General features: G+C 76.3%; 22 protein-coding genes. 11 read left to right on the top strand and 11 right to left on the bottom strand.

Going from position 1 to position 17470, the window contains the following annotated elements:
• Positions 1 to 49: 49 nt before the first annotated feature.
• From AB0O09_RS31490 to AB0O09_RS31480, 3 genes are all read left to right on the top strand, one after another.
• Positions 50 to 1792 carry an FUSC family protein gene (locus AB0O09_RS31490; RefSeq protein WP_363547591.1) on the top strand — a complete coding sequence of 581 codons (1743 nt, stop codon included), beginning with the start codon at positions 50 to 52 and terminating at the stop codon, positions 1790 to 1792.
• Entirely contained in the window at positions 1789 to 2310 is a 522-nt protein-coding gene (locus tag AB0O09_RS31485) for a MarR family transcriptional regulator (RefSeq protein ID WP_363547589.1), read from the top strand. The genes AB0O09_RS31490 and AB0O09_RS31485 overlap by 4 nt, the downstream gene beginning before the upstream one ends.
• Before the next feature lie 202 nt (positions 2311 to 2512).
• Positions 2513 to 2956, top strand: coding sequence for a hypothetical protein (locus AB0O09_RS31480; protein WP_363547587.1), 444 nt, complete (start codon positions 2513 to 2515; stop codon positions 2954 to 2956).
• A 36-nt stretch (positions 2957 to 2992) separates the two neighbouring features.
• Here the strand turns inward: AB0O09_RS31480 and AB0O09_RS31475 are convergent, their stop codons facing one another.
• From AB0O09_RS31475 to AB0O09_RS31465, 3 genes are all read right to left on the bottom strand, one after another.
• Positions 2993 to 3508 carry a GNAT family N-acetyltransferase gene (locus AB0O09_RS31475; RefSeq protein ID WP_363547584.1) on the bottom strand — a complete coding sequence of 172 codons (516 nt, stop codon included), beginning with the start codon at positions 3506 to 3508 and terminating at the stop codon, positions 2993 to 2995.
• Between the two features lie 22 nt (positions 3509 to 3530).
• Positions 3531 to 4091, bottom strand: coding sequence for a GNAT family N-acetyltransferase (locus tag AB0O09_RS31470; protein WP_363547581.1), 561 nt, complete (start codon positions 4089 to 4091; stop codon positions 3531 to 3533).
• A gap of 99 nt (positions 4092 to 4190) precedes the next feature.
• Complete coding sequence (locus tag AB0O09_RS31465; protein WP_363547578.1) at positions 4191 to 4385, bottom strand: hypothetical protein; 195 nt, start codon at positions 4383 to 4385, stop codon at positions 4191 to 4193.
• A gap of 278 nt (positions 4386 to 4663) precedes the next feature.
• Between AB0O09_RS31465 and AB0O09_RS31460 the strand changes: the two genes are divergently transcribed.
• Complete coding sequence (locus AB0O09_RS31460; RefSeq protein ID WP_363547575.1) at positions 4664 to 5074, top strand: YrdB family protein; 411 nt, start codon at positions 4664 to 4666, stop codon at positions 5072 to 5074.
• A 15-nt stretch (positions 5075 to 5089) separates the two neighbouring features.
• On the opposite strand, the gene AB0O09_RS31455 is transcribed toward AB0O09_RS31460, so the two are convergent.
• Entirely contained in the window at positions 5090 to 5386 is a 297-nt protein-coding gene (locus AB0O09_RS31455) for an immunity 53 family protein (RefSeq protein WP_363547572.1), read from the bottom strand.
• A 258-nt stretch (positions 5387 to 5644) separates the two neighbouring features.
• Here AB0O09_RS31455 and AB0O09_RS31450 point away from each other — a divergent pair, with 258 nt between their 5' ends.
• The 3 genes from AB0O09_RS31450 to AB0O09_RS31440 all read left to right on the top strand — a co-directional run bounded on the left by AB0O09_RS31450 (position 5645) and on the right by AB0O09_RS31440 (position 8547).
• Positions 5645 to 7000, top strand: coding sequence for a hydrolase (locus AB0O09_RS31450; RefSeq protein WP_363547569.1), 1356 nt, complete (start codon positions 5645 to 5647; stop codon positions 6998 to 7000).
• An 84-nt stretch (positions 7001 to 7084) separates the two neighbouring features.
• Positions 7085 to 7672: a WHG domain-containing protein gene (locus tag AB0O09_RS31445; protein WP_363547566.1), complete on the top strand. Its 588-nt coding sequence runs from the start codon at positions 7085 to 7087 to the stop codon at positions 7670 to 7672.
• The gene (locus AB0O09_RS31440) at positions 7669 to 8547 is read left to right on the top strand and encodes an alpha/beta hydrolase (RefSeq protein WP_363547564.1); all 879 of its coding nucleotides are present in this window, start codon (positions 7669 to 7671) and stop codon (positions 8545 to 8547) included. The genes AB0O09_RS31445 and AB0O09_RS31440 overlap by 4 nt, the downstream gene beginning before the upstream one ends.
• A 244-nt stretch (positions 8548 to 8791) precedes the next feature.
• Here the strand turns inward: AB0O09_RS31440 and AB0O09_RS31435 are convergent, their stop codons facing one another.
• Positions 8792 to 9775, bottom strand: a complete 984-nt coding sequence (locus tag AB0O09_RS31435) for an ROK family protein (protein ID WP_363547561.1) — start codon at positions 9773 to 9775, stop codon at positions 8792 to 8794.
• Positions 9776 to 9872: 97 nt separating this feature from the next.
• On the opposite strand from AB0O09_RS31435, the gene AB0O09_RS31430 reads away from it, so the two are divergent.
• Positions 9873 to 10901, top strand: coding sequence for a LacI family DNA-binding transcriptional regulator (locus tag AB0O09_RS31430; RefSeq protein WP_363547558.1), 1029 nt, complete (start codon positions 9873 to 9875; stop codon positions 10899 to 10901).
• Between the two features lie 172 nt (positions 10902 to 11073).
• Positions 11074 to 11505, top strand: coding sequence for a GNAT family N-acetyltransferase (locus AB0O09_RS31425; RefSeq protein ID WP_363547555.1), 432 nt, complete (start codon positions 11074 to 11076; stop codon positions 11503 to 11505).
• 70 nt (positions 11506 to 11575) lie between these two features.
• Here the strand turns inward: AB0O09_RS31425 and AB0O09_RS31420 are convergent, their stop codons facing one another.
• Positions 11576 to 12067 carry a diadenosine tetraphosphate hydrolase gene (locus AB0O09_RS31420; RefSeq protein WP_363547553.1) on the bottom strand — a complete coding sequence of 164 codons (492 nt, stop codon included), beginning with the start codon at positions 12065 to 12067 and terminating at the stop codon, positions 11576 to 11578.
• A 47-nt stretch (positions 12068 to 12114) separates the two neighbouring features.
• Positions 12115 to 12882, bottom strand: a complete 768-nt coding sequence (locus AB0O09_RS31415) for an SDR family oxidoreductase (RefSeq protein WP_363547550.1) — start codon at positions 12880 to 12882, stop codon at positions 12115 to 12117.
• A 158-nt stretch (positions 12883 to 13040) separates the two neighbouring features.
• Here AB0O09_RS31415 and AB0O09_RS31410 point away from each other — a divergent pair, with 158 nt between their 5' ends.
• Positions 13041 to 13874 carry a helix-turn-helix transcriptional regulator gene (locus AB0O09_RS31410; protein WP_363547549.1) on the top strand — a complete coding sequence of 278 codons (834 nt, stop codon included), beginning with the start codon at positions 13041 to 13043 and terminating at the stop codon, positions 13872 to 13874.
• Between the two features lie 178 nt (positions 13875 to 14052).
• Here the strand turns inward: AB0O09_RS31410 and AB0O09_RS31405 are convergent, their stop codons facing one another.
• The 3 genes from AB0O09_RS31405 to AB0O09_RS31395 all read right to left on the bottom strand — a co-directional run bounded on the left by AB0O09_RS31405 (position 14053) and on the right by AB0O09_RS31395 (position 16255).
• The gene (locus AB0O09_RS31405) at positions 14053 to 14565 is read right to left on the bottom strand and encodes a universal stress protein (protein WP_363547547.1); all 513 of its coding nucleotides are present in this window, start codon (positions 14563 to 14565) and stop codon (positions 14053 to 14055) included.
• Between the two features lie 4 nt (positions 14566 to 14569).
• Positions 14570 to 15820, bottom strand: a complete 1251-nt coding sequence (locus tag AB0O09_RS31400; protein ID WP_363547544.1) for an SLC13 family permease — start codon at positions 15818 to 15820, stop codon at positions 14570 to 14572.
• 234 nt (positions 15821 to 16054) lie between these two features.
• Positions 16055 to 16255, bottom strand: a complete 201-nt coding sequence (locus AB0O09_RS31395) for a helix-hairpin-helix domain-containing protein (RefSeq protein ID WP_363547542.1) — start codon at positions 16253 to 16255, stop codon at positions 16055 to 16057.
• Between the two features lie 145 nt (positions 16256 to 16400).
• Between AB0O09_RS31395 and AB0O09_RS31390 the strand changes: the two genes are divergently transcribed.
• Positions 16401 to 16700: a hypothetical protein gene (locus AB0O09_RS31390; RefSeq protein ID WP_363547539.1), complete on the top strand. Its 300-nt coding sequence runs from the start codon at positions 16401 to 16403 to the stop codon at positions 16698 to 16700.
• Positions 16701 to 16786: 86 nt separating this feature from the next.
• Here the strand turns inward: AB0O09_RS31390 and AB0O09_RS31385 are convergent, their stop codons facing one another.
• The gene (locus tag AB0O09_RS31385) at positions 16787 to 17314 is read right to left on the bottom strand and encodes a TIGR00725 family protein (RefSeq protein ID WP_363547536.1); all 528 of its coding nucleotides are present in this window, start codon (positions 17312 to 17314) and stop codon (positions 16787 to 16789) included.
• Positions 17315 to 17470: the final 156 nt, after the last annotated feature.

Here is a 17470-nt window from a genome sequence, read left to right as displayed (position 1 = left end):
GGGGGGAGGCAAATTATTTTACTGGTGTAATACCTGTTATCCTTAATGGGTGGGTTCTGCAACTGTCACTCCTGGTCTCCGTCTCCGCAGCCTTCCGGTGCGGGAGGCGCTGCGGCTCGGGCGCCCGTCCGACCGGTGGTTCAAACCGGCGCTGAGCGTCGCCGCGGCGTCCGCCCTGCCCAACCTCGTGCTCTGCACGCTGGGCCGCCTCGACCTGGTCGCCTACACCATGGCCGGATCGCTGTGCGCGCTCTACGGCCACGACCTGCCGTACGCGCGCCGCGCCACCACCCTCGCCCGGGTGGTGCTCGGCATGTTCGCGGGCGTCGCGGTCGCCCTGACGGCCGCCTCGCTCACCCGCTCCGCGGTGGTGCTGATCGCCGTCGGAGCCGTCCTCGCCGCCGTGCAGAAGGCGGTGGCCGATGCGAGCGGGATCGGCCCGCCCGGCAACGTGATCTTCACCTTCGTCATGGCCGGCGCGCTGTTCGCCCCGCAGGAGATCGGCCGGGTCCCCGGCCACCTCGCCCTCACCCTGGCGGCCGGAGCCTTCGCCTGGCTGGTGGCGATGGCACCCGCCCTGCGCCGCGCCGACGGCCCCGAACGCCGCGCCACCGCCCGCGCCCTCACCGCCGCCGCGGCCCACGCGGCCGCCCCGGGCCCGCAGACCCGCCACGCCGCCACCACCGCGCTCCGCGCCGCCCGGCACTGCCTCCGCCTCGCCGGCGCCCCGACCGCGGACCGCCGGACCCTCCACCGGCTGCTCCGCCGGGCCGAGGCCACCCTTGCCGGCCCTGGCCCTGGCCCTGGCCCTGGCCACGGTTCCGGCCCCGGCGGGGGCTCCGCGAGCGAGCAGCTCCACGCCTGGGCCGCCGCCGTCCGCGGGCACGGCCCGCTCCCCGTCCCGCCCACCGTCCACGGCCGGCCCGAGACGGACCTGCCCGAAGCGGACCTGCCCGATACGCACCTGCCCGATGCGCACCCCCGTGACGCGGCGCCGCAGGCCCGCGTGCCCCGCCCGCGCCTGCTGCGCAGCCTCGCCCCCGGTGCCGCGCACGCCCCTGCCGCACTGCGCACCCTGCTCGGCTGCGCCCTGGCCGGGTACGCCACGCTCCTGCTGGGCGTCGACCGGCCGTACTGGGCGATCGTCACCGCCGCCTCCATCCACCAGGCCAACATCGTGCTGACCTGGAACCGCACCCTTCAGCGCACCCTCGGCAACCTGCTCGGCGTCGCGGTCTTCGCCGCCGCCGTCCCGCTGATCCGGACCGGGCCCGTCGCCCTGGTGCTGTGCCTGCTCGTCCTCAACTTCGCCGCCGAAGCGCTGATCAGTCGCAACTACTGGCTCGGCACGGTCGCGGTCACCCCCATGGCGCTGCTGCTGGTGGAGTTCACCGGCGACCACCCGGCCGGCCGGCTGATCGGCGACCGCGTCCTCGACACCCTGATCGGCGCGGCCGTCGGCTTCGCCGCCGCGCTCGCCGTCACCAACCACCGCACGACCGACCGGGTCCGGCACGCCCTGCACGCCACCGGCCGCGCCCGCGCCCACGCCGAACGGACCCTCGCCGACCCGGCCGCCGAGCCTGCGGCCGTGCACGCCGCCTCCCGCCGGCTCGCGCACAGCCTGGCCGACCTGCGCGACGCCCGGGACACCGCCGCCGGCGAATGGCGTCGCCGCACCCTGCCCGAGCAGGCGCTGCGCGCCGCCGAGGAGGCCGGACACCGTACCCTCGCGGAGACGGCCCAACGGCGGGGCGGCCTCCACCCCGCCCCGGAGAGCGGAGCGGCGTGAACCAGGACAGCGGTGCGAACGACGTCGTCGCGGCGGTACGGCGGCAGTGGCGGGCCGTCCACCCGGACCTCGACACCGAGCCGATGGAACTCGTCGGCCGGATCAACCGCTGCGCCGCCCTGCTCCAGCAGGCCGAGGACGCCCCGCTGCGCTCCGCCGGGCTGACCCGCGGCGAGTTCGACCTGCTCGGCGCCGTCCGGCGCACCGACCGCGAACTCACCCCCGGCGAACTCGCCCGGGAGACCTTCGCCTCCGGTGCCGCCGTCACCAAACGGCTGCGCGCCCTCCAGGACCGCGGGCTGATCGACCGTCGCACCGACACCCGGGACCGCCGGATCGGCTACATCCGGCTCACCGACGAGGGCCGTGCGCTCGTCGACCGGCTGCTGCCCCGGCAACTCGCCTACGAGCGGGCGCTCCTCGCCGGCCTGGACGAACCCACCCGCCGCCTCCTCGGCGCCGGCCTCGCCGACCTCCTCCTCCAACTCGAGGGCCGCCTCGGCACCTTGCGGGGCTGATCCGGGCGGCGCACCCCCAGGACGGGCGGCGCACCCCCAGGACGGGCGGCGCGTCCCGGGGACGGGCCGGACATCCCCGGGGGCAGGCCGCGTCCGTGCCACGTCCCGCCGGCCGGCTCGGCCGAACCGGCCACCGGTGTCCGTCCCCTCCGCCATGCTGGAGCGCAGCATCAGCAGGTGCCGCACACCACCGGGGGGACACATGCCTTTTCTCGAGGAACGGGAGCCCGGCCGTGCCGGGCACGCCTGGCTGGCGATCGCCGCCGCGACGCTCACGCTGGTCGGCCTCTACCTCTGGCCGTGGTGGTCGGACGGCACCACCTTCCTGGAGTACCGGGACGACCTCGGGCAGCGGGGCACCCGCGGCGCGTGGTGGAACGCGGTCTGGCTGGGCTGGTTCCGGTTCGGCTTCGCGCTGCAGACCGTCGCGGTGCTCGTGCTGCCGTTCGCCGTGGTCCGCCGGGACGGCTGGCACTGGCTCTCCGCCGCGGCGGTGCTCGGCGCCGGCTGGCAGCTCGTCGGGGTGCTCGGCAGCACGGTCTTCCACACCAGCCCGGCTCCGTTCCTCGGCCCGCTCGCGGGCCTCCTCGCCGCCGTCGCCTGGCTCGCCGGTCGCGCCCCGCGCCGCCGGACGAGCAGCGCGTGAGACCCGTCCGCGGGCGGCGACCGGCGTGGGTGACGATCAGCCCGACTCCCACCTGACCTCGCCGTCCTGCACATGACCGGTGGGCGCGAGCCCGACGGCGGCGGCGACCGCGGCGGACGCCCGGTGCCCGGGGTGGACGTGGGCGACGAACCGCTCCACCCCGGCGGCCGTGAGCGCGGCGACCAGGCCCCGCGCCGCCTCGGTCGCGATGCCGCGACGCTGCCACCCGGTGCCGACCACCCAGGCGATCTCCGCGGTGCACCGGCCGTCGCCGTCGCCGTGGGTGGTCACCGTCGCCTGGACCGTCCCGGTGAGACGGTCGGCCGCGTCCAGCCGGACCACCCAGTTCGCCCAGATCCGACCGGGATCGGGGGAACCGGCGACCAACCGCTCGTACCGGCTGCGGAGTTCGTCGGGGCCAAGCGGACGGCCGCCGGTGAAGGCGTGCAGCGCGGGGTCGTCCAGCACCTCCGCCATCTCCTCGGCGTGGGCGGCCTCCAGCGGCAGGAGGGTCAGCCGGGGCGTCCGGACGGTCCCGGGAACGGTGAACACCGCAGTACCTCCTGAACGTCCGTCAGAGATCGCCGGCGACCAGCGCGTGCAGGTGCTGGTCGTGCCAGCCGTCGGCATGGCGGAGGGCGCTGCGCATGGTGCCCTCGACGGTGTAGCCGGCCTTGTCGGCCACCCGGCAGGACGCCGGGTTGGCGGTGGAGTGGCACAGGGTCAGCCGGTGCAGGCCGAGTTCGTCCAGGGCCCACCGGCCGGCCCGGCGCACCGCCTCGACGACCAGACCGCCGCCGCGGGCGTGCGGCAGCACCCAGTAGACGATCTCGGCGCTGCCCGCCGCCAGGTCGACGTCGTTCCAGCCGACCAGGCCGAGGACCTCGCCACCGGGGCGGGCCATCGCCCAGATCGCCGCCTCCTCGGCCTGCCAGCGCTGCTGCATGCGGGCGATCCTGCGGCGGGCGTCCTCCGCCGTGGGAACGGCGAGCAGGTTCCACTGCCGGATCGCCGCGTCCCGGCCCGCCGCGACCAGGGAACCGGCGTCCTCCGGGTGCCACGGCCGCAGTTCGAGCCCGGCGGAGACGGCCAGCACCGGCTGCGCCACGGCGGCCATCCGGCCCTCGGGAACCACGGGGGCACCACGGCGGGCACCGCCGCGGGAACGGCGGGCGGGGGCGGGTCGGCGATCATCGACGCATCCTGCCACACCCGGTGTCGCGGCGCGGTGGGCTCAGGCCGGCACCAGGTCCTGCGGCGCGGCCTCCCACTCGATCCCGCCGCCCATCGGACGGACGAAGATCCGGCGGCGCAGGAGCCGCCCGGTCTCGGTGTCCCGCTCGACCAACTGGCCGGATATGGTGCCGCAGCGGCCGTCCCGCCGGTCGCGGACCGCCCGGCCCAGATGTGGGTGGGGCGGACTGCTCACCGAGACACCCATCGCCACGCGCACACCTCCGTCCGCCGCCGGCGCGACGCTGCGCCGACGTTCGCGGCCGATCATCCCGGCAGCTCCGCGGACCGACACGGGCCTTCACGCGATGTCCGCAAGCCCTGCCGATCTCCCGCTCGCACCCCGACATGACGGAGCGTCACCGTGCCCGGTGAGGCCGCCGAACGGGACGGCACCCGCTCCGGCGGCCCGCGTGCCATGCTGGGGCGGCCGCGCAGCCGGCGGCGGGGAGCACGGCGGGGGAGGGCCCGGGCATGGTGCGCAAGACACGGGACGGATCGGCCGAGGTGGTGGCCGGACCGGCCGGCCGGCCGTGGTTCACGGCCAACGAACTGCTGGCCTTCCTGCTGGAGTTGGCGGCCCTGGTGCTGCTGGCGTGGTGGGGGTTCGCGGAGGGCGGCGGCATGGCGGGGCGGGTGCTGCTGGGTCTCGGGCTGCCCGCGGCGGCCGTGGTCCTGTGGGGTCTGTTCGCGGCACCCCGGGCCCGCTACCGACCGGCCCTGCCCTGGGTGCTGCTGGTGAAGGCGCTGGTCCTCGGCGGCGGCGCGGCCGCCCTGTACGGCCTCGGCCACCCCACGGCCGCGTACGTCCTCGCGGGCGTCATCGTGCTGAACACCACCCTCGCCGAGACCTCCCGCCGCCGCTCCACCGGGACGCCGGGATGAGGTCCGTGGGGTCCGTCAGGAGGCGCTTCCGGTCGCCCAGTCGCGGAACGGCGCGAGGGCCTCGGCGAGGTCGGCGGGGCCGCACCTGACGTGGAAGGCCTTCTCGGAGGTCCACGCCCACAGCCAGTCGTGCGTGCTGCGGTTGACGTCCTGACGGGCGAATTCGCGGTCCTCCAGGTCGGTCTCCTCCAGGTCGATGGTGACGGTCCAGCCGGGATTGTCGAGAGTGGCGATCTTCACGCCCCACTCGTGCTCCCGGTCCTCGTTGCACTGGTCGGCGTACCAGCTCTGCAGCCAGTCGAGGACCTGCATCGAATCGCTCGTGCCCGCAGATGCCACTGCTCCGGCTACGGGGGCTCGTCCGGTCCTCGGGCGGCCCGATCGGTGGCATCACGCGGATCTCACGGGACGGTTCAGGACGCCGTGCGGCGTCGGCCGGAGCCCGCTCCGGGGGCTTTCCCCACCCCGCATCCGGGGGTGTACGGGATGTCATGAGGCCCTCGTGCGGGAGAGTCTGAGGGAACGGCAGGTGTACGACCTACCGTTCCGATCAGACGGGAGCCCCCGGCCATGCCCCTGAGCACCTCGACCACCCGCTCGTCCGCCGCCCGGACGGCCACCACGGCCTGCCGCCGTCTGCTGCGGGCCACCGCGCTCGCCGTGCTGACCGCGACCGCCTCGGCGGCGGCCCTCGCGCCGGCCGCTGCGGTCGGTGCTCCGGCGGCGGACGGCCTGCCCCGAGCGCGGCTGGTGCTGCCCGCGCCGAGCGGCCCGTACCCGGTCGGCACCGTGTCGCTGCACCTGGTGGACCCGGCCAGGACCGAGCCGTGGACCGGGTCCGGTCCGCGCGAGGTGATGGTGACCGTCCGCTACCCGGCCCGGGACGCCGGGCACTACCCGACCGCCCCGCAGATGCCGGCCGCGGCGGCGGCCGTCTTCGAGACGATGTACCGCAACGGTGGTGGCCTGCCGATGGACCGGGTGGCCTGGGCGCAGACCCGCACCCACGCGCACGAGGGCGCCCCCGCGGACCTCCGCGGCGGTCCGCGCCCGGTGGTGCTGTACTCGCCCGGCGGCGGTGATCCGGCCGCGTTCGGCACCACCCTGGGCGACGACCTCGCCTCGCGCGGGTACGTCGTGGTGACGGTCGACCACACCTACGAGGCGCCGGCCGTGGAGTTCCCCGGCGGCCGGGTGGCGGCGAGCCGGATGGACGCCGAGGTCGCCGCCGTCCAGGACCCGGACCCGGTGAAGGCGGAGGCGAAGCTCACCGCGCTGCTGCGCAAGCTCGTCGACGTCCGGGTCGCGGACACCCGTTTCGTGCTGGACCAGGTCGGCGCGCTCGCGGCCGGCCGCAACCCGGACGCCGAGCACCGGCGGCTGCCGCAGGGCCTCGGCGCGGTGCTCGACCCGGGCCGCATCGGCATGTTCGGCCAGTCGGCCGGCGGCTTCACCGCCCTGCAGACGATGCACGACGACCCGCGGATCGCGGCCGGCGAGAACCTGGACGGCGTGATCGGCTACGTCGGCGACGACCACGACCCGGCGCACCCGTCGACCGTCGCCACCGACGGCCTCGACCGGCCCTTCCTGCTGATGGGCAGCGAGGGCAACGACCACCGCACCAACCCGTCCTGGGGCGCGCTCTGGCAGCACAGCACCGGCTGGCACCGCGACCTCACCCTGACCGGCGCGGCGCACGGCAGCTACACCGACCTGGAGTCGATCGTGCCGCAGCTCGCCCGGCAGCTGGACCTGCCGCCCGGCACCGCCGCCGACCTGATCGGCACGGTCGACCCGGAGCGGGCCGTCGCCGCCGAGCGGGCCTGCACCGCGGCCTTCTTCGACCGGACCCTGCGCCACCGGGACGGCGGGCTGCTCGACCGGCCCACCGCCCGGTTCCCCGAGCTGCGCCCGGTGGACTGACCTGCGCCCGGAGAAAATGCCCACCGCCCGCTTCCTCGGGATGCTAGCTTAAAACCTAGAGTTCCTAGGAAAGGCGGTCGGGCGATGGTGCGTGCCGGACTCACGACGGCGAAGCTCACCGAGGCGGCCGCGGAGATGGCCGACGAGGTCGGACTCGACCGCGTCACCGTCTCCGCGCTCGCCCGGCACTTCGGCGTCAAGGACGCCAGCCTGTACTCCCACATCAAGAACCTGCGGGAGCTGCGCGTCCGGATCGCCCTGCTCGGCGGCGCGGAGATGACCGACCGCATCGCCGCCGCCGTGGCCGGCCGGGCCGGCAAGGACGCCCTGGTCGCCTTCGCCGACGCCTACCGGCAGTACGCCCTCGCCCACCCCGGCCGCTACGCCGCCACCCAACTGCAGTTCACCCCCGAGGAGATCACCGACTCGGCCGTCGTCCGCCGCAGCGCCGAGCTCACCTACGGCATGCTCCGCGCCTACGGCCTCGCCGAGCCCGACCTCACCGACGCCGCCCGGCTGCTGCGCGCCGCCTTCCACGGCTACATCCACCTCGAACTCGGCGGCGGCTTCGGCCACGCCCGCACCGTCCAGGAATCCTGGGACCGCTCGCTCGACGCACTCCACGTCCTGCTCGAGAACTGGCCCGCCCGACCCGACCGGAGCCCCCGATGACCACCGCCACCACCACCCGGACGGGCACCCTCGCCGTCCCCGGCGCCACCCTCCACCACGAAGTCCGCGGCAGCGGTCCCGTCCTGCTGCTCCTTCCCGGCGGCGCCGGCGACGCCGGAATGTACGCGGGCATGTACGCCGAACTCGCCGCCCGGTACACCGTCGTCTCCTACGACCCGCGCGGCCTCTCCCGCAGCCCCCTCGACGGGCCGCTCACCGACCAGCGGGTGGACGTCTGGAGCGACGACGCCCGCCGCCTGATCGAGCACCTCTCGCCCGACGGCACGGCCGACGTGCTCGGCTGCAGCTCGGGCGCGATCGTCGCCGTCGACCTGCTCGCCCGGCACCCCGGGCGGGTGCGCCGCGTCGTCGCCCACGAGCCGCCCCTGCTGGAGCTCCTCGACGACCCGGCCCCGCACAAGGCCCTCTTCGCCGAAGTCCGCGACACCTACCGGACGGAGGGCATCGCCGCCGCCATGGCCCGGTTCGGCGAGGGCCTGGGGGACGGGCAGCCCGGGCACGCCCCCGACCGCAGCCCGGAGGCCGCCGCCGAGCAGGCCACCGAACTGCCGCCCGAGATCCAGGAGATGGCGCCGCGGATGCACGCCAACCTGCCCGTCTTCCTCGACCGGATGCTCTACCCCTTCGCCACCACCCCGCCCGACCTGGCCGCCCTGCGCCGGGTCGCCGACAGGCTCGTCCCCGCCGTCGGACGCGACTCCCGCCATCAACTCCCGCTCCACGGCCCGGCCTCACGCCTCGCCGCCCTCCTCCACCGCGACCTCGCCGAGTTCCCCGGCGGCCACCTCGGCGCCGTCGAACACCCCGCCGCCTTCGCCCACCGGCTCCTCGCCCTCCTCGCCGCGGCGGACTGAGCTCAACGCCCGCGCCGGACCGGCCGGACCGGCGGAGCCGGCGGGCCGGGGAACGACTGGACGGCGGTCTGGACATGCCCGCCTTCCTGGCCCACTTCGACCTCGCGCCGGCCGAGTCCGCCCGGCTCGCCGACCACCACGCCCGCCGCCTGCCGGCCCTGCTCTGCTAGACCAGGCCCGGACGCTCTGACCAGGCCCGACCGGTCTGTTCAGGCCCGACCGGGCCGACCGGGACGCGGTGGCCTCAGGAGGCCGACAGCTCGTCGAGGGCCAGGGCGGCGGCGCCGACCAGCCCCGCGTCGGTGCCGAGGTGGGCGGGCAGGACGGTGAGTCCGGCGGTGAACGGCAGGGCGGCGTAGGTGTGCAGGTGGCGGCGGAGCGGGTCGAAGAGGACGTCCCCGGCCCTGGCGACGCCGCCGCCGATCACGGCCGCCTCGATCTCCACCAGCGTGGCGGTCGCGGCGATGCCGGCGGCCAGCGCCCGGGCGGCGCGGTCGAAGGAGGCGAGCGCGATCGGGTCGCCGGCCCGGGCGGCCTCGGCGACGGCGGACGCGGAGGTGTCGGGCCCCGTCGGCCGCCAGCCGTCCCGGACGGCTCGGGCGGCGATCGCGGTGCCGCTGGCCAGGATCTCGAGGCAGCCGCGCGAGCCGCACGGGCAGGGATCGCCGTCCAGGTCGACGCTGATGTGGCCGAGGTGGCCGGCGTTGCCGGTCCGCCCGTGGTGGACGCTGCCGCCCAGGACGAGCCCGGCGCCGACGCCGGTGGAGACGACCAGGCAGAGCGCGTCGGCGTACGGGCGGGCGGCGCCGTAGCGGTGTTCGGCCGCCGTCATCGCCACCGCGTCGCCGCCGAGCACCACCGGCAGCCCCCGGACGGCCGGGTGCGCACCCGCTGCGGCGACGATCGGGAAGCCGCGCCAGGCGGCGATGTTGACCGGGCTGACGGTGCCCGCGGAGGTGTCGACCGGGCCGGCGCTGCCGATGCCGAGGGACCGCACCCCGGCCCACAGCGGGTGCGCGGAGAGCTCGTCGAGGACGCGGTGGACGGCGCCGAGGACGGTGTCCGCGTCCTCGCGGGCCGGGGTGGGCCGCTGGACCTGGTGCAGCAGCCGGCCGGAGGGGTCGACGAGTCCGCCGGCGATCTTCGTCCCGCCGATGTCGAGGGCGGCGACGAGGCCGGGGGCGTCGGTTCCGGGTGCGGCCTGGCCGGCCGTCCTGGCGCTGCTCATGGTGGTGCTCCGGGGCAGGTGCGGCGGTACGGGGGTCGATTCTGGCCGAGCCTGACAACGTTGTCCAGCGTCGTCGGGGTCCGTATGCTGCGTGGTCATGAAGAGCCGACCTGCCGCCAGGCCCACCATGAAGGACGTCGCGGCCGCGGCGGGCGTCGGACTGAAGACCGTCTCCCGGGTCGTGAACGAGGAGTCCGGCGTCAGCCCCGCGACGGCGGCCCGGGTGCGGACGGCGATCGCCGAACTCGGCTTCCGCCGCAACGACAGCGCCCGGCTGCTGCGCACCGGCTCCACCGCCAGTGTCGGCCTGGTGCTGGAGGACATCGGCGACCCGTTCTCCTCGGCGCTCTCCCGCGGGGTGGAGGCCGTCGCCCGCGAGCACGGCTGTCTGCTGTTCGCCGGTTCCAGCGCCGAGGACCCGGACCGCGAACGGGCGTTGGCCCTGGCCCTGTGCGCCCGCCGGGTGGACGGGCTGCTGGTGGTGCCCGCGGGCGGCGACCACGGCTACCTGCTGCCCGAAACCGCCTCCGGTCTCGCGGTGGTCTTCCTGGACCGACCCGGCGCCGGGATCGAGGCCGACGCGGTGCTCAGCGACAACGCCGGCGGCGCCCGCGCGGGCACCGCCCATCTGATCGCGCACGGGCACCGCCGGATCGGCTTCGTCGGGGACCTGCCGCACATCCACACCTGCGCGGAGCGGCTGCGCGGCTACCGCGAGGCGATGGGGACGGCCGGACTGCCGGTCGACGAACGGTGGATCGCGACCGGCCCGACCGACCCCGTGACGGTCGGCCGGGCCGTGCGGCGCCTGTTGACCGACGGGCCGGACGGGCGGGCCGAGCCGGTCACCGCACTCTTCACCGCGAACAACCGGGTCACCCTCGCGGCCCTCCGGGCCCTGGCCGGGCTGCCCGCCCGGCCCGCCGTGGTCGGCTTCGACGACCTCGAACTCGCCGCCCTGCTCAGCCCCGGTCTCACCGTGGTCGCACAGGACCCGGAGACGCTCGGCCGGACGGCCGCCCGCCTGCTCTTCGACCGGCTCGGCCGGGACACCTCCCCGCCGCGACGCGTCGAACTGCCCACCCGACTGATCGTCCGCGGCTCGGGCGAGCTCCCGCCCGCCTGACCGGAGGACCACTGACCGGGGGACCACTGACCGAAGGAGCACCGGCCGAAGGAGCACCGGCCGAAGGAGCACCGGCCGAAGGAGCACGACCCCGGTCGAACCGGTCCGGCGGCCGGGTGCCCGCGGACAATCCGGTGGCCCGTGGGCGGCCCGGCCTGCTTGGATGCGGGCCATGAGCACCGATCTGCCCACCGGTTACGAGCTGTCCACCGACCCCGAGCGCCTGGACCGGGCGCTGGTCCACCGATGGCTGTCCGAGGACGCCTACTGGGCGCTCGGCCGTCCGCGGGAGAAGCAGGAGCGGGCGATCGACGGGTCGCTCAACTTCGGTGTGTACGAGAGCGCTTCGGGTGCCCAGGTGGGTTACGCCCGGGTGGTGACGGACGGCGCCACCTTCGGCTGGCTCTGCGACGTCTACGTCGCCCCCGACGCGCGCGGCCGGGGCCTCGGCACCGCCCTGACCGCCGCCGTCCGCGACCACCTCGCCCCGTTCGGGCTGCGCCGCATCATGCTGGCCACCGCCGACGCCCACGAGGTGTACGCCAAGGTGGGTTTCGCGCCCCTCGACAACCCCGGCAAGTGGATGGCCCTGGGCGCGCAGTGAGCCCGCCGGCCCACCGCGAAGCCGACCCCACCGCGAAGCCGACCCCACCGCACCGGAGAGGCCCGGCGGCTCAGCGGCCGTCGGCGTCCGAGGCGGCCAGCCGGTCCAGTTCGCCGGCGATGGCGGCGCGGAGCGGGTCGTGCTGCGGGCCGAGGGCGGTGTCCGCACCCGTCCAGCTCTCCTCGGGGTGGAGCCAGACCGGCATCCGGACGAGGTCGGCCGGCTCCCACTCGTACCGCGGCCAGACGTGGGCGTGCAGGTAGCCGTCGGTGTTGCCGAGGATCTCCAGGTTCACCCGGCGGAAGGCGGGGTCGAGGCGGCGGCAGGCCAGTTCGACGGCCTCGCCGAGCCGCTCCATGTCGGAGAGGAAGGCGATCCGTCGTCCACGCGGCAGCTCCGACAGCCGCTGCACGCCCGGCTCGTCCGTCAGGAGCAGCGAGTACCCCGGCAGGAACTGCACGTCCCCGATCACCGCGAAGCCCGCCCCGAGGCGCCGCAGCACCGAGGGGTTCTCGCCGCGCAGGGCGCTGCCGATCCGGTCCGAACGCCAGTCCTCAGTCATCCCCAGACCCTATCCCGCCGTGATCACCGGTCGGCGGCCGGCACCGCTCAGGCCTGACGGGTCGGCAGCACCACCAGGTGGCGGAGGTTCACGTGCCGCGGGCGGCTGACGGTGAATCCGATCACGTCGGCGACCTCCTCGGCGGAGAGCGGCCCGATCGCGTCGAACATCGCGCCGAGCTGGCCGTCGAGGCCGAGCGAGGGGTTGTCGATGTGCGCGCCGAGCTCGGTGTCGGTCAGGCCGGGCTCCACGGTGGAGACCCGGACGTCGCGCGGGCCGAACTCGCTGCGCAGCGAGGTCGCCAGGTGGGTGAGCGCCGCCTTGGTGGCGCTGTAGACGGCGTAGTTGGGGAAGGAGACGTGGGAGGCGATCGAGGAGACGGCCACCAGGTCCGCGGTGCGTCCTTCGGCGGCGGTGGCCACCAGGTCGCCGGTGAAGGCGCGGACCACCCGCAGCACACCGGTGACGTTGGTGTCGATCATCCGGGTCCACTCGTCGATCCGGCCGTCGTCCACCGGGTTGGGCAGCATCACGCCGGCGGCGGCGACCAGCAGGTCGACCCGGCCGAGTCCGGCAGCGACCAGCTCGGCGGCCCCGTCCACCGACCGCTGGTCGGTGACGTCGGCCGGCACGGCGAGCGCCCGGCCACCGGCGGCCCCGATCTCCGCGGCCAGCTCCTTCAGCCGGTCCTCGCGGCGGGAGAGCAGCGCCACCGCGGCGCCGTTCGCGGCGAGCAGCTTCGCGGTGGCGGCGCCCATGCCGCTCGCGGCACCGGTGACGACGGCGACACGGCCGGAGAGGGAGGAGTAGGACATGGCGGGCTCCTGGGAGGGGATCAGCGGCGGTCGTCCCGCCGTCGTTTCCTTGACGTCCCCGAGCCTGCCGCTCCCGGCCGCGTCCACCCAGGGCCGTGGTTTTCCTGGGTCTGCCAGGACCACCCTCGACGGCCCCGGAGGATCCGTAGGGTCGGGGCATGAGCAACAGTGACCGCGACGGACTCGGCGCCTTCCTCCGCGCCCGCCGCGCCATGGTCCGGCCGGAGTCGCTCGGCCTCCCGGAGCACGGACGGCGCCGGCGGGTGCCCGGGCTGCGCCGCGAGGAGGTGGCGCAGCTGGCCGGGGTCAGCGTGGACTACTACGTGCGGCTGGAGCAGGGCCGCGGCGGCGGCACCTCCACCGAGGTGCTGGACGCGGTGGCCCGGGTGCTGCGGTTGGACGCCACCGAGCGGGCCCACCTGCACCGGCTGGCCCGGCCGCCCCGGGAGGACGCCGTCGCGGCGGCCCCGGCGGAGGTCCGCGACGGGGTGCGGCTCGTCCTCGACATGCTGGCCGGCCCGGCCTTCGTGCTCGGCCGGTGCATGGACGTGCTGGCGTGGAACGCCCCGGCGGAGGCGCTGCTCGGGCTGTCGGACCTCCCGGAGGGCGAGCGCAACATGGCCCGGCACGCCTTCCTCGACCCGCGGGCCCGCGCCTTCTACCCGGCCTGGGAACAGGTCGCCGCGGAGACCGTCGCCCACCTGCGGCTGGACGCGGCCCGCCACCCCGCCGACCGGCGGGCGGCCGCGTTCGTCGACGAGCTGTCGGCACGCAGCCCGGAGTTCCGGCGGCTCTGGGACGGGCACGCGGTGGCCGAGAAGACCCACGGGCGGAAACTGCTGCGGCACCCGACGGCCGGTCTGCTGGACCTCGGCTACGAGACGCTGGCCCTGCCGGGCGACCCCGGCCTGCTGCTGGTCGTCTACACGGCCGAGCCGGGCTCGCCGGAGGCCGAACGGCTCGCCGCCCTCCCGGCCGCCGTCCCGCTCTGACCCGCCCGGACCGACACGGCCCGGTGCAGCAGGCCCCGCACAGCACAGCGCGCCCCGCCGTGCTCGGGGGTTCACGGCGGGACGCTGGACCTTCAGCATGGCCCCGTCCGAGCCCCGCTGCCACCGAGCACCGCCGAACAGGCGTCACCGGATCGCGGCCGACCCCGGGGCCGCGGCCTCACCGCCGGTCCGGCTCCGGCGGGAGCGTCGCCGTGCCCGGCGCGGCACCGGGCCAGACCAGCAGGACGGGGCAGGGCGCGTGGTCCACCACGAACCGGGCGGCCGGTCCGAGGCTGCGCGGTCCGAGGTGGGTGCGGTCGCCGTCCCGGGCCAGCACCAGCAGGTCCGCGCCCTCCGCGGCGGCCACCACCTCCCGCTCGGTCCGCCCGGCCCGTTCGACCTGGTGGCAGGGACGCCCCAGGCGCTCCGCCGCGGCGTCCAGCAGCCCGTGCCCGGCCGCGTCCGCGAGCTCCTCCAGCCTGCTGCCGGGGTCGCTGCCCCAGCCGTCGGCGTGGTCGCCGCGCGGATGCCGACGGCCCATCAGCCCGGCGAAGGCGCCGTGCGCGGCGCCGGGCACGTCGCGGTCGCTCACGTGCAGCAGCACGACCTCCGCGCCCGGCGGGGCGTGCACCCGGGCCGCGTCGACGCAGGCACGCCACGTGCCCTCGGCCACCCACACCACGACCGCCACGGCCTCACCCTCCGACGACCTGCAGGGAGCCCCACAGTGCCACGACCGACAGGAGCAGGGAAGCAGGCACCGTGAGCAGTCCGAGCCGGGTGAACTCGCCGAGGTCCACCTCCCCTTCGTGGGCGTGCACGATGCGCCGCCACAGCAGGGTCGCGAGCGAGCCCGCGTAGGTCAGGTTGGGCCCGATGTTGACGCCCAGCAGGACGGCCAGCACCGCCCCGGCCCCGGACGGGGCGGTGAGCGGCAGCAGCACCAGTACCGCCGGCAGGTTGTTGATCACGTTCGCCAGGACGGCCGCCAGCGCGGCGATCCCCAGCAGGGCCGCGAACCCCTGGCCGGTGGGCACCAGGTGGCCGAGCGCGTCCGCCAGTCCGTTGTCCACCACGGCGCGCACCACCAGGCCGAGCGCCAGGACGAAGGCCAGGAACGGGACGCTGGTCGCCCGCACCACGGTGAGCACGGTGGTCCTCCGCCGGGCCAGCGCATGCGCGGCGAGGACCAGTGCTCCGGCGCAGGCCACCCACGCCGGGTCCACCCCGAGTGCCGAGGCGGGCACGAATCCGGCCAGCGTGCAGGCGACGGTGGCCAGTGCGAACCGCGGCATCCGGGGCACCTCGTCGGCCGCCGCGGCGTCGGCCCCGGCGTCGAGGTCGGCGGCGAAGAAGCGCCGCAGCACCACGTACTCGACACCGATCGCCACCAGCCAGGGCAGCAGCATCAGCGCACCGAAGCGGACGAAGCCGAGGCCGCTCGCGGTGAACGCGAGCAGGTTGGTCAGGTTGGAGACCGGCAGCAGCAGCGAGGCGGTGTTCGACAGGTGGGTGCAGGCGTAGACGTGCGGCTTGGGCCGGGCGCCGAGCCGGGCCGCGGTGGCGAACACCACCGGAGTCAGCAGGACGACCGTCGCGTCCAGGCTGAGCACCGCCGTGATCGCCGAGGCGACCGCGAACACCTGGACCAGCAGGTGGCGGGGCCGGCCGGCGGCCGTCCGCGCCATCCAGGCCCCGCAGGCCCGGAACAGCCCCTCGTCGGCGCAGAGCCGGGCGAGCACCAGCACCGCGGCGAGGAACCCGATCACCGGGCCCAGACGCGCCGCCTCCTCGCGGGCGTGGTCCAGGGAGAGCGCACCCGTGCCGACCGCGATCGCGGCGGCGGGCACCGCCACCACCGCCTCCGGCCAGCCGAACGGCCGGACCACCGCACAGACCAGCACCACCACCAGCAGGCCGACCGACAACACCTCGGACGACGACATGTTCCGCTTCCGCTCCTCACCGACACCGCGCCGCACACCGGGCGGCCGCACCGGCGCACCCTGCGGCACCCCGGGGCCGGACCGGGGCGGACCACCGACGACTCCGGTCACGATCGAACCAGAGTGGTGCGGCGGTCCGCGCACCGGCTCCGGCAGGTCCTCGCCGACCGTTCGGGCGAACCGAGCAGGTCGGGCAGGCGGGTCGGTGCGGGTCCGGGCGCGGCCGACGCCGGGTCAGCCGAGCGACTTGCCGCGCTCCGCCAGGGCCGCCCGGAGCCGTTCCAGGGCCTTGGGGCCCATGCCGTGGAGCTTCTTCAGCTCGGCGACCGGCACCCCGGCCAGGTCGTCGAGGCGGGTGTAGCCGGCGCCGGTCAGCGCGCGGGTGGCGGGGGCGCCGATGTTCCGGGGGAGGTCGCCCTGCGGCGGATCGGTCATGCCGCCGATCCTGCCGCATCCCGCACCGGCGTCGCGACCCGGTGCCGGAACCCGGCGTGTCGTCGGTTCCCGACCGCCGGGCGGACGGGTACCACGAGGGGGAGGGCGGTCGGTCGGGGCCGCCCCCGCACCGGAGGGAGACGGCATGGACAGCGCCCTGGCAGGGATCGTCGACGCACTGAAGGCGGTGGAGAAGCAGGCCCGGGACACCGCGCTCGCCAAGGCCCGCACCCACCGCGAGCCGGTGCCGCTCGCCGACCAGCCGCACCTGCTGGGCGCGCTGGCCGCCGCCGTCGAGGCGCTCCGGGACGTGGCGGGGACCTTCCCCGACCGGATGCACACCCCGGACGGCAGAACCACGCTCCGCACCGCCACCGAGCGGCTGGGCGTTGCGGCGGGCGTCCTGCGGGACGCCGAGCGGCACGCCGCCGCGGGCGGCATCTGACCTGCCGGCAGCGCGACGGCAGCGCGACGACGGCGCATCCCGGGTCGCCCCGGGGCAGTGACGGTGTTCCGGTCGGCGCCTGCCGGTCACGACCCCGGGGGTGTCCGTCCGTCGGCACGTCCGGGCCGTGTTGCCAGCGCCAGGGACACCGCCTCCTCCGGGGTGGCCGCCCGGACGGGGCCGGTGCCGGGCGGGGCGTCCGGGAGGGCCCAGCCCGCCAGCGACACGACCGGCGTGCCGATGCGCAGGGCGAGGGCGGTCTCGCTGAGCGTGCCCCAGCTGCCGCCGACCGCGATCAGGGCGTCGCAGGCCCGCACCAGCAGCCCGTTCCGCAGTTCGCCGAGGCCGGTGGCCAGGGCCACCGTCAGATGCGGGTTCCCCCGGGCGCGGTCGGCGCCCGGCAGCAGCCCGACCGTGAGTCCGCCGCGGCTGCGCGCTCCGGCCGCGGCCGCCTCCATCACGCCGCCGAGTCCGCCGCAGAGCAGCACCGCACCGTGCCCGGCCAGCAGTTCGCCGACCCGGCGGGCGAGCGCGCACTCGTGCGGGCCCGCCCCGCCCGGGCCGATCACCCCCACGTACGGCGGGCCGGCCGCGGGTGGGTCCTGCGACGTCATGGCGGCCTCCGGGCCGGGTGCGGGTACTGGGCGACACCGGCAGTATCGGGCGCCGGCCGGGAATCCGGGCCGGTCCCGGCGCCGTCGGAGTGACCCTCCGGTGCGGCGCGGTGGGGGGGCGCCCCCACCGGGGCGCGCCCCCCCCCCCCGCGGCCC

This window comes from Kitasatospora sp. NPDC093679, assembly GCF_040683455.1.
Lineage (GTDB): Bacteria > Actinomycetota > Actinomycetes > Streptomycetales > Streptomycetaceae > Kitasatospora > Kitasatospora arboriphila.
Note: the sequence above shows the minus strand (reverse complement) of the source record. Positions and strands in the feature narration are given on the sequence as shown.

Coding starts and splice junctions, on each gene's coding strand:
- AB0O09_RS31480 (WP_363547587.1), top strand. CDS start 2,513: ATGCCTTTTCTCGAGGAACGGGAGCCCGGCCGTGCCGGGCACGCCTGG.
- AB0O09_RS31460 (WP_363547575.1), top strand. CDS start 4,664: ATGGTGCGCAAGACACGGGACGGATCGGCCGAGGTGGTGGCCGGACCG.
- AB0O09_RS31455 (WP_363547572.1), bottom strand. CDS start 5,386: ATGCAGGTCCTCGACTGGCTGCAGAGCTGGTACGCCGACCAGTGCAAC.
- AB0O09_RS31450 (WP_363547569.1), top strand. CDS start 5,645: ATGCCCCTGAGCACCTCGACCACCCGCTCGTCCGCCGCCCGGACGGCC.
- AB0O09_RS31445 (WP_363547566.1), top strand. CDS start 7,085: ATGGTGCGTGCCGGACTCACGACGGCGAAGCTCACCGAGGCGGCCGCG.
- AB0O09_RS31440 (WP_363547564.1), top strand. CDS start 7,669: ATGACCACCGCCACCACCACCCGGACGGGCACCCTCGCCGTCCCCGGC.
- AB0O09_RS31435 (WP_363547561.1), bottom strand. CDS start 9,775: ATGAGCAGCGCCAGGACGGCCGGCCAGGCCGCACCCGGAACCGACGCC.
- AB0O09_RS31430 (WP_363547558.1), top strand. CDS start 9,873: ATGAAGAGCCGACCTGCCGCCAGGCCCACCATGAAGGACGTCGCGGCC.
- AB0O09_RS31425 (WP_363547555.1), top strand. CDS start 11,074: ATGAGCACCGATCTGCCCACCGGTTACGAGCTGTCCACCGACCCCGAG.
- AB0O09_RS31420 (WP_363547553.1), bottom strand. CDS start 12,067: ATGACTGAGGACTGGCGTTCGGACCGGATCGGCAGCGCCCTGCGCGGC.
- AB0O09_RS31415 (WP_363547550.1), bottom strand. CDS start 12,882: ATGTCCTACTCCTCCCTCTCCGGCCGTGTCGCCGTCGTCACCGGTGCC.
- AB0O09_RS31410 (WP_363547549.1), top strand. CDS start 13,041: ATGAGCAACAGTGACCGCGACGGACTCGGCGCCTTCCTCCGCGCCCGC.
- AB0O09_RS31400 (WP_363547544.1), bottom strand. CDS start 15,820: ATGTCGTCGTCCGAGGTGTTGTCGGTCGGCCTGCTGGTGGTGGTGCTG.
- AB0O09_RS31395 (WP_363547542.1), bottom strand. CDS start 16,255: ATGACCGATCCGCCGCAGGGCGACCTCCCCCGGAACATCGGCGCCCCC.
- AB0O09_RS31390 (WP_363547539.1), top strand. CDS start 16,401: ATGGACAGCGCCCTGGCAGGGATCGTCGACGCACTGAAGGCGGTGGAG.
- AB0O09_RS31385 (WP_363547536.1), bottom strand. CDS start 17,314: ATGACGTCGCAGGACCCACCCGCGGCCGGCCCGCCGTACGTGGGGGTG.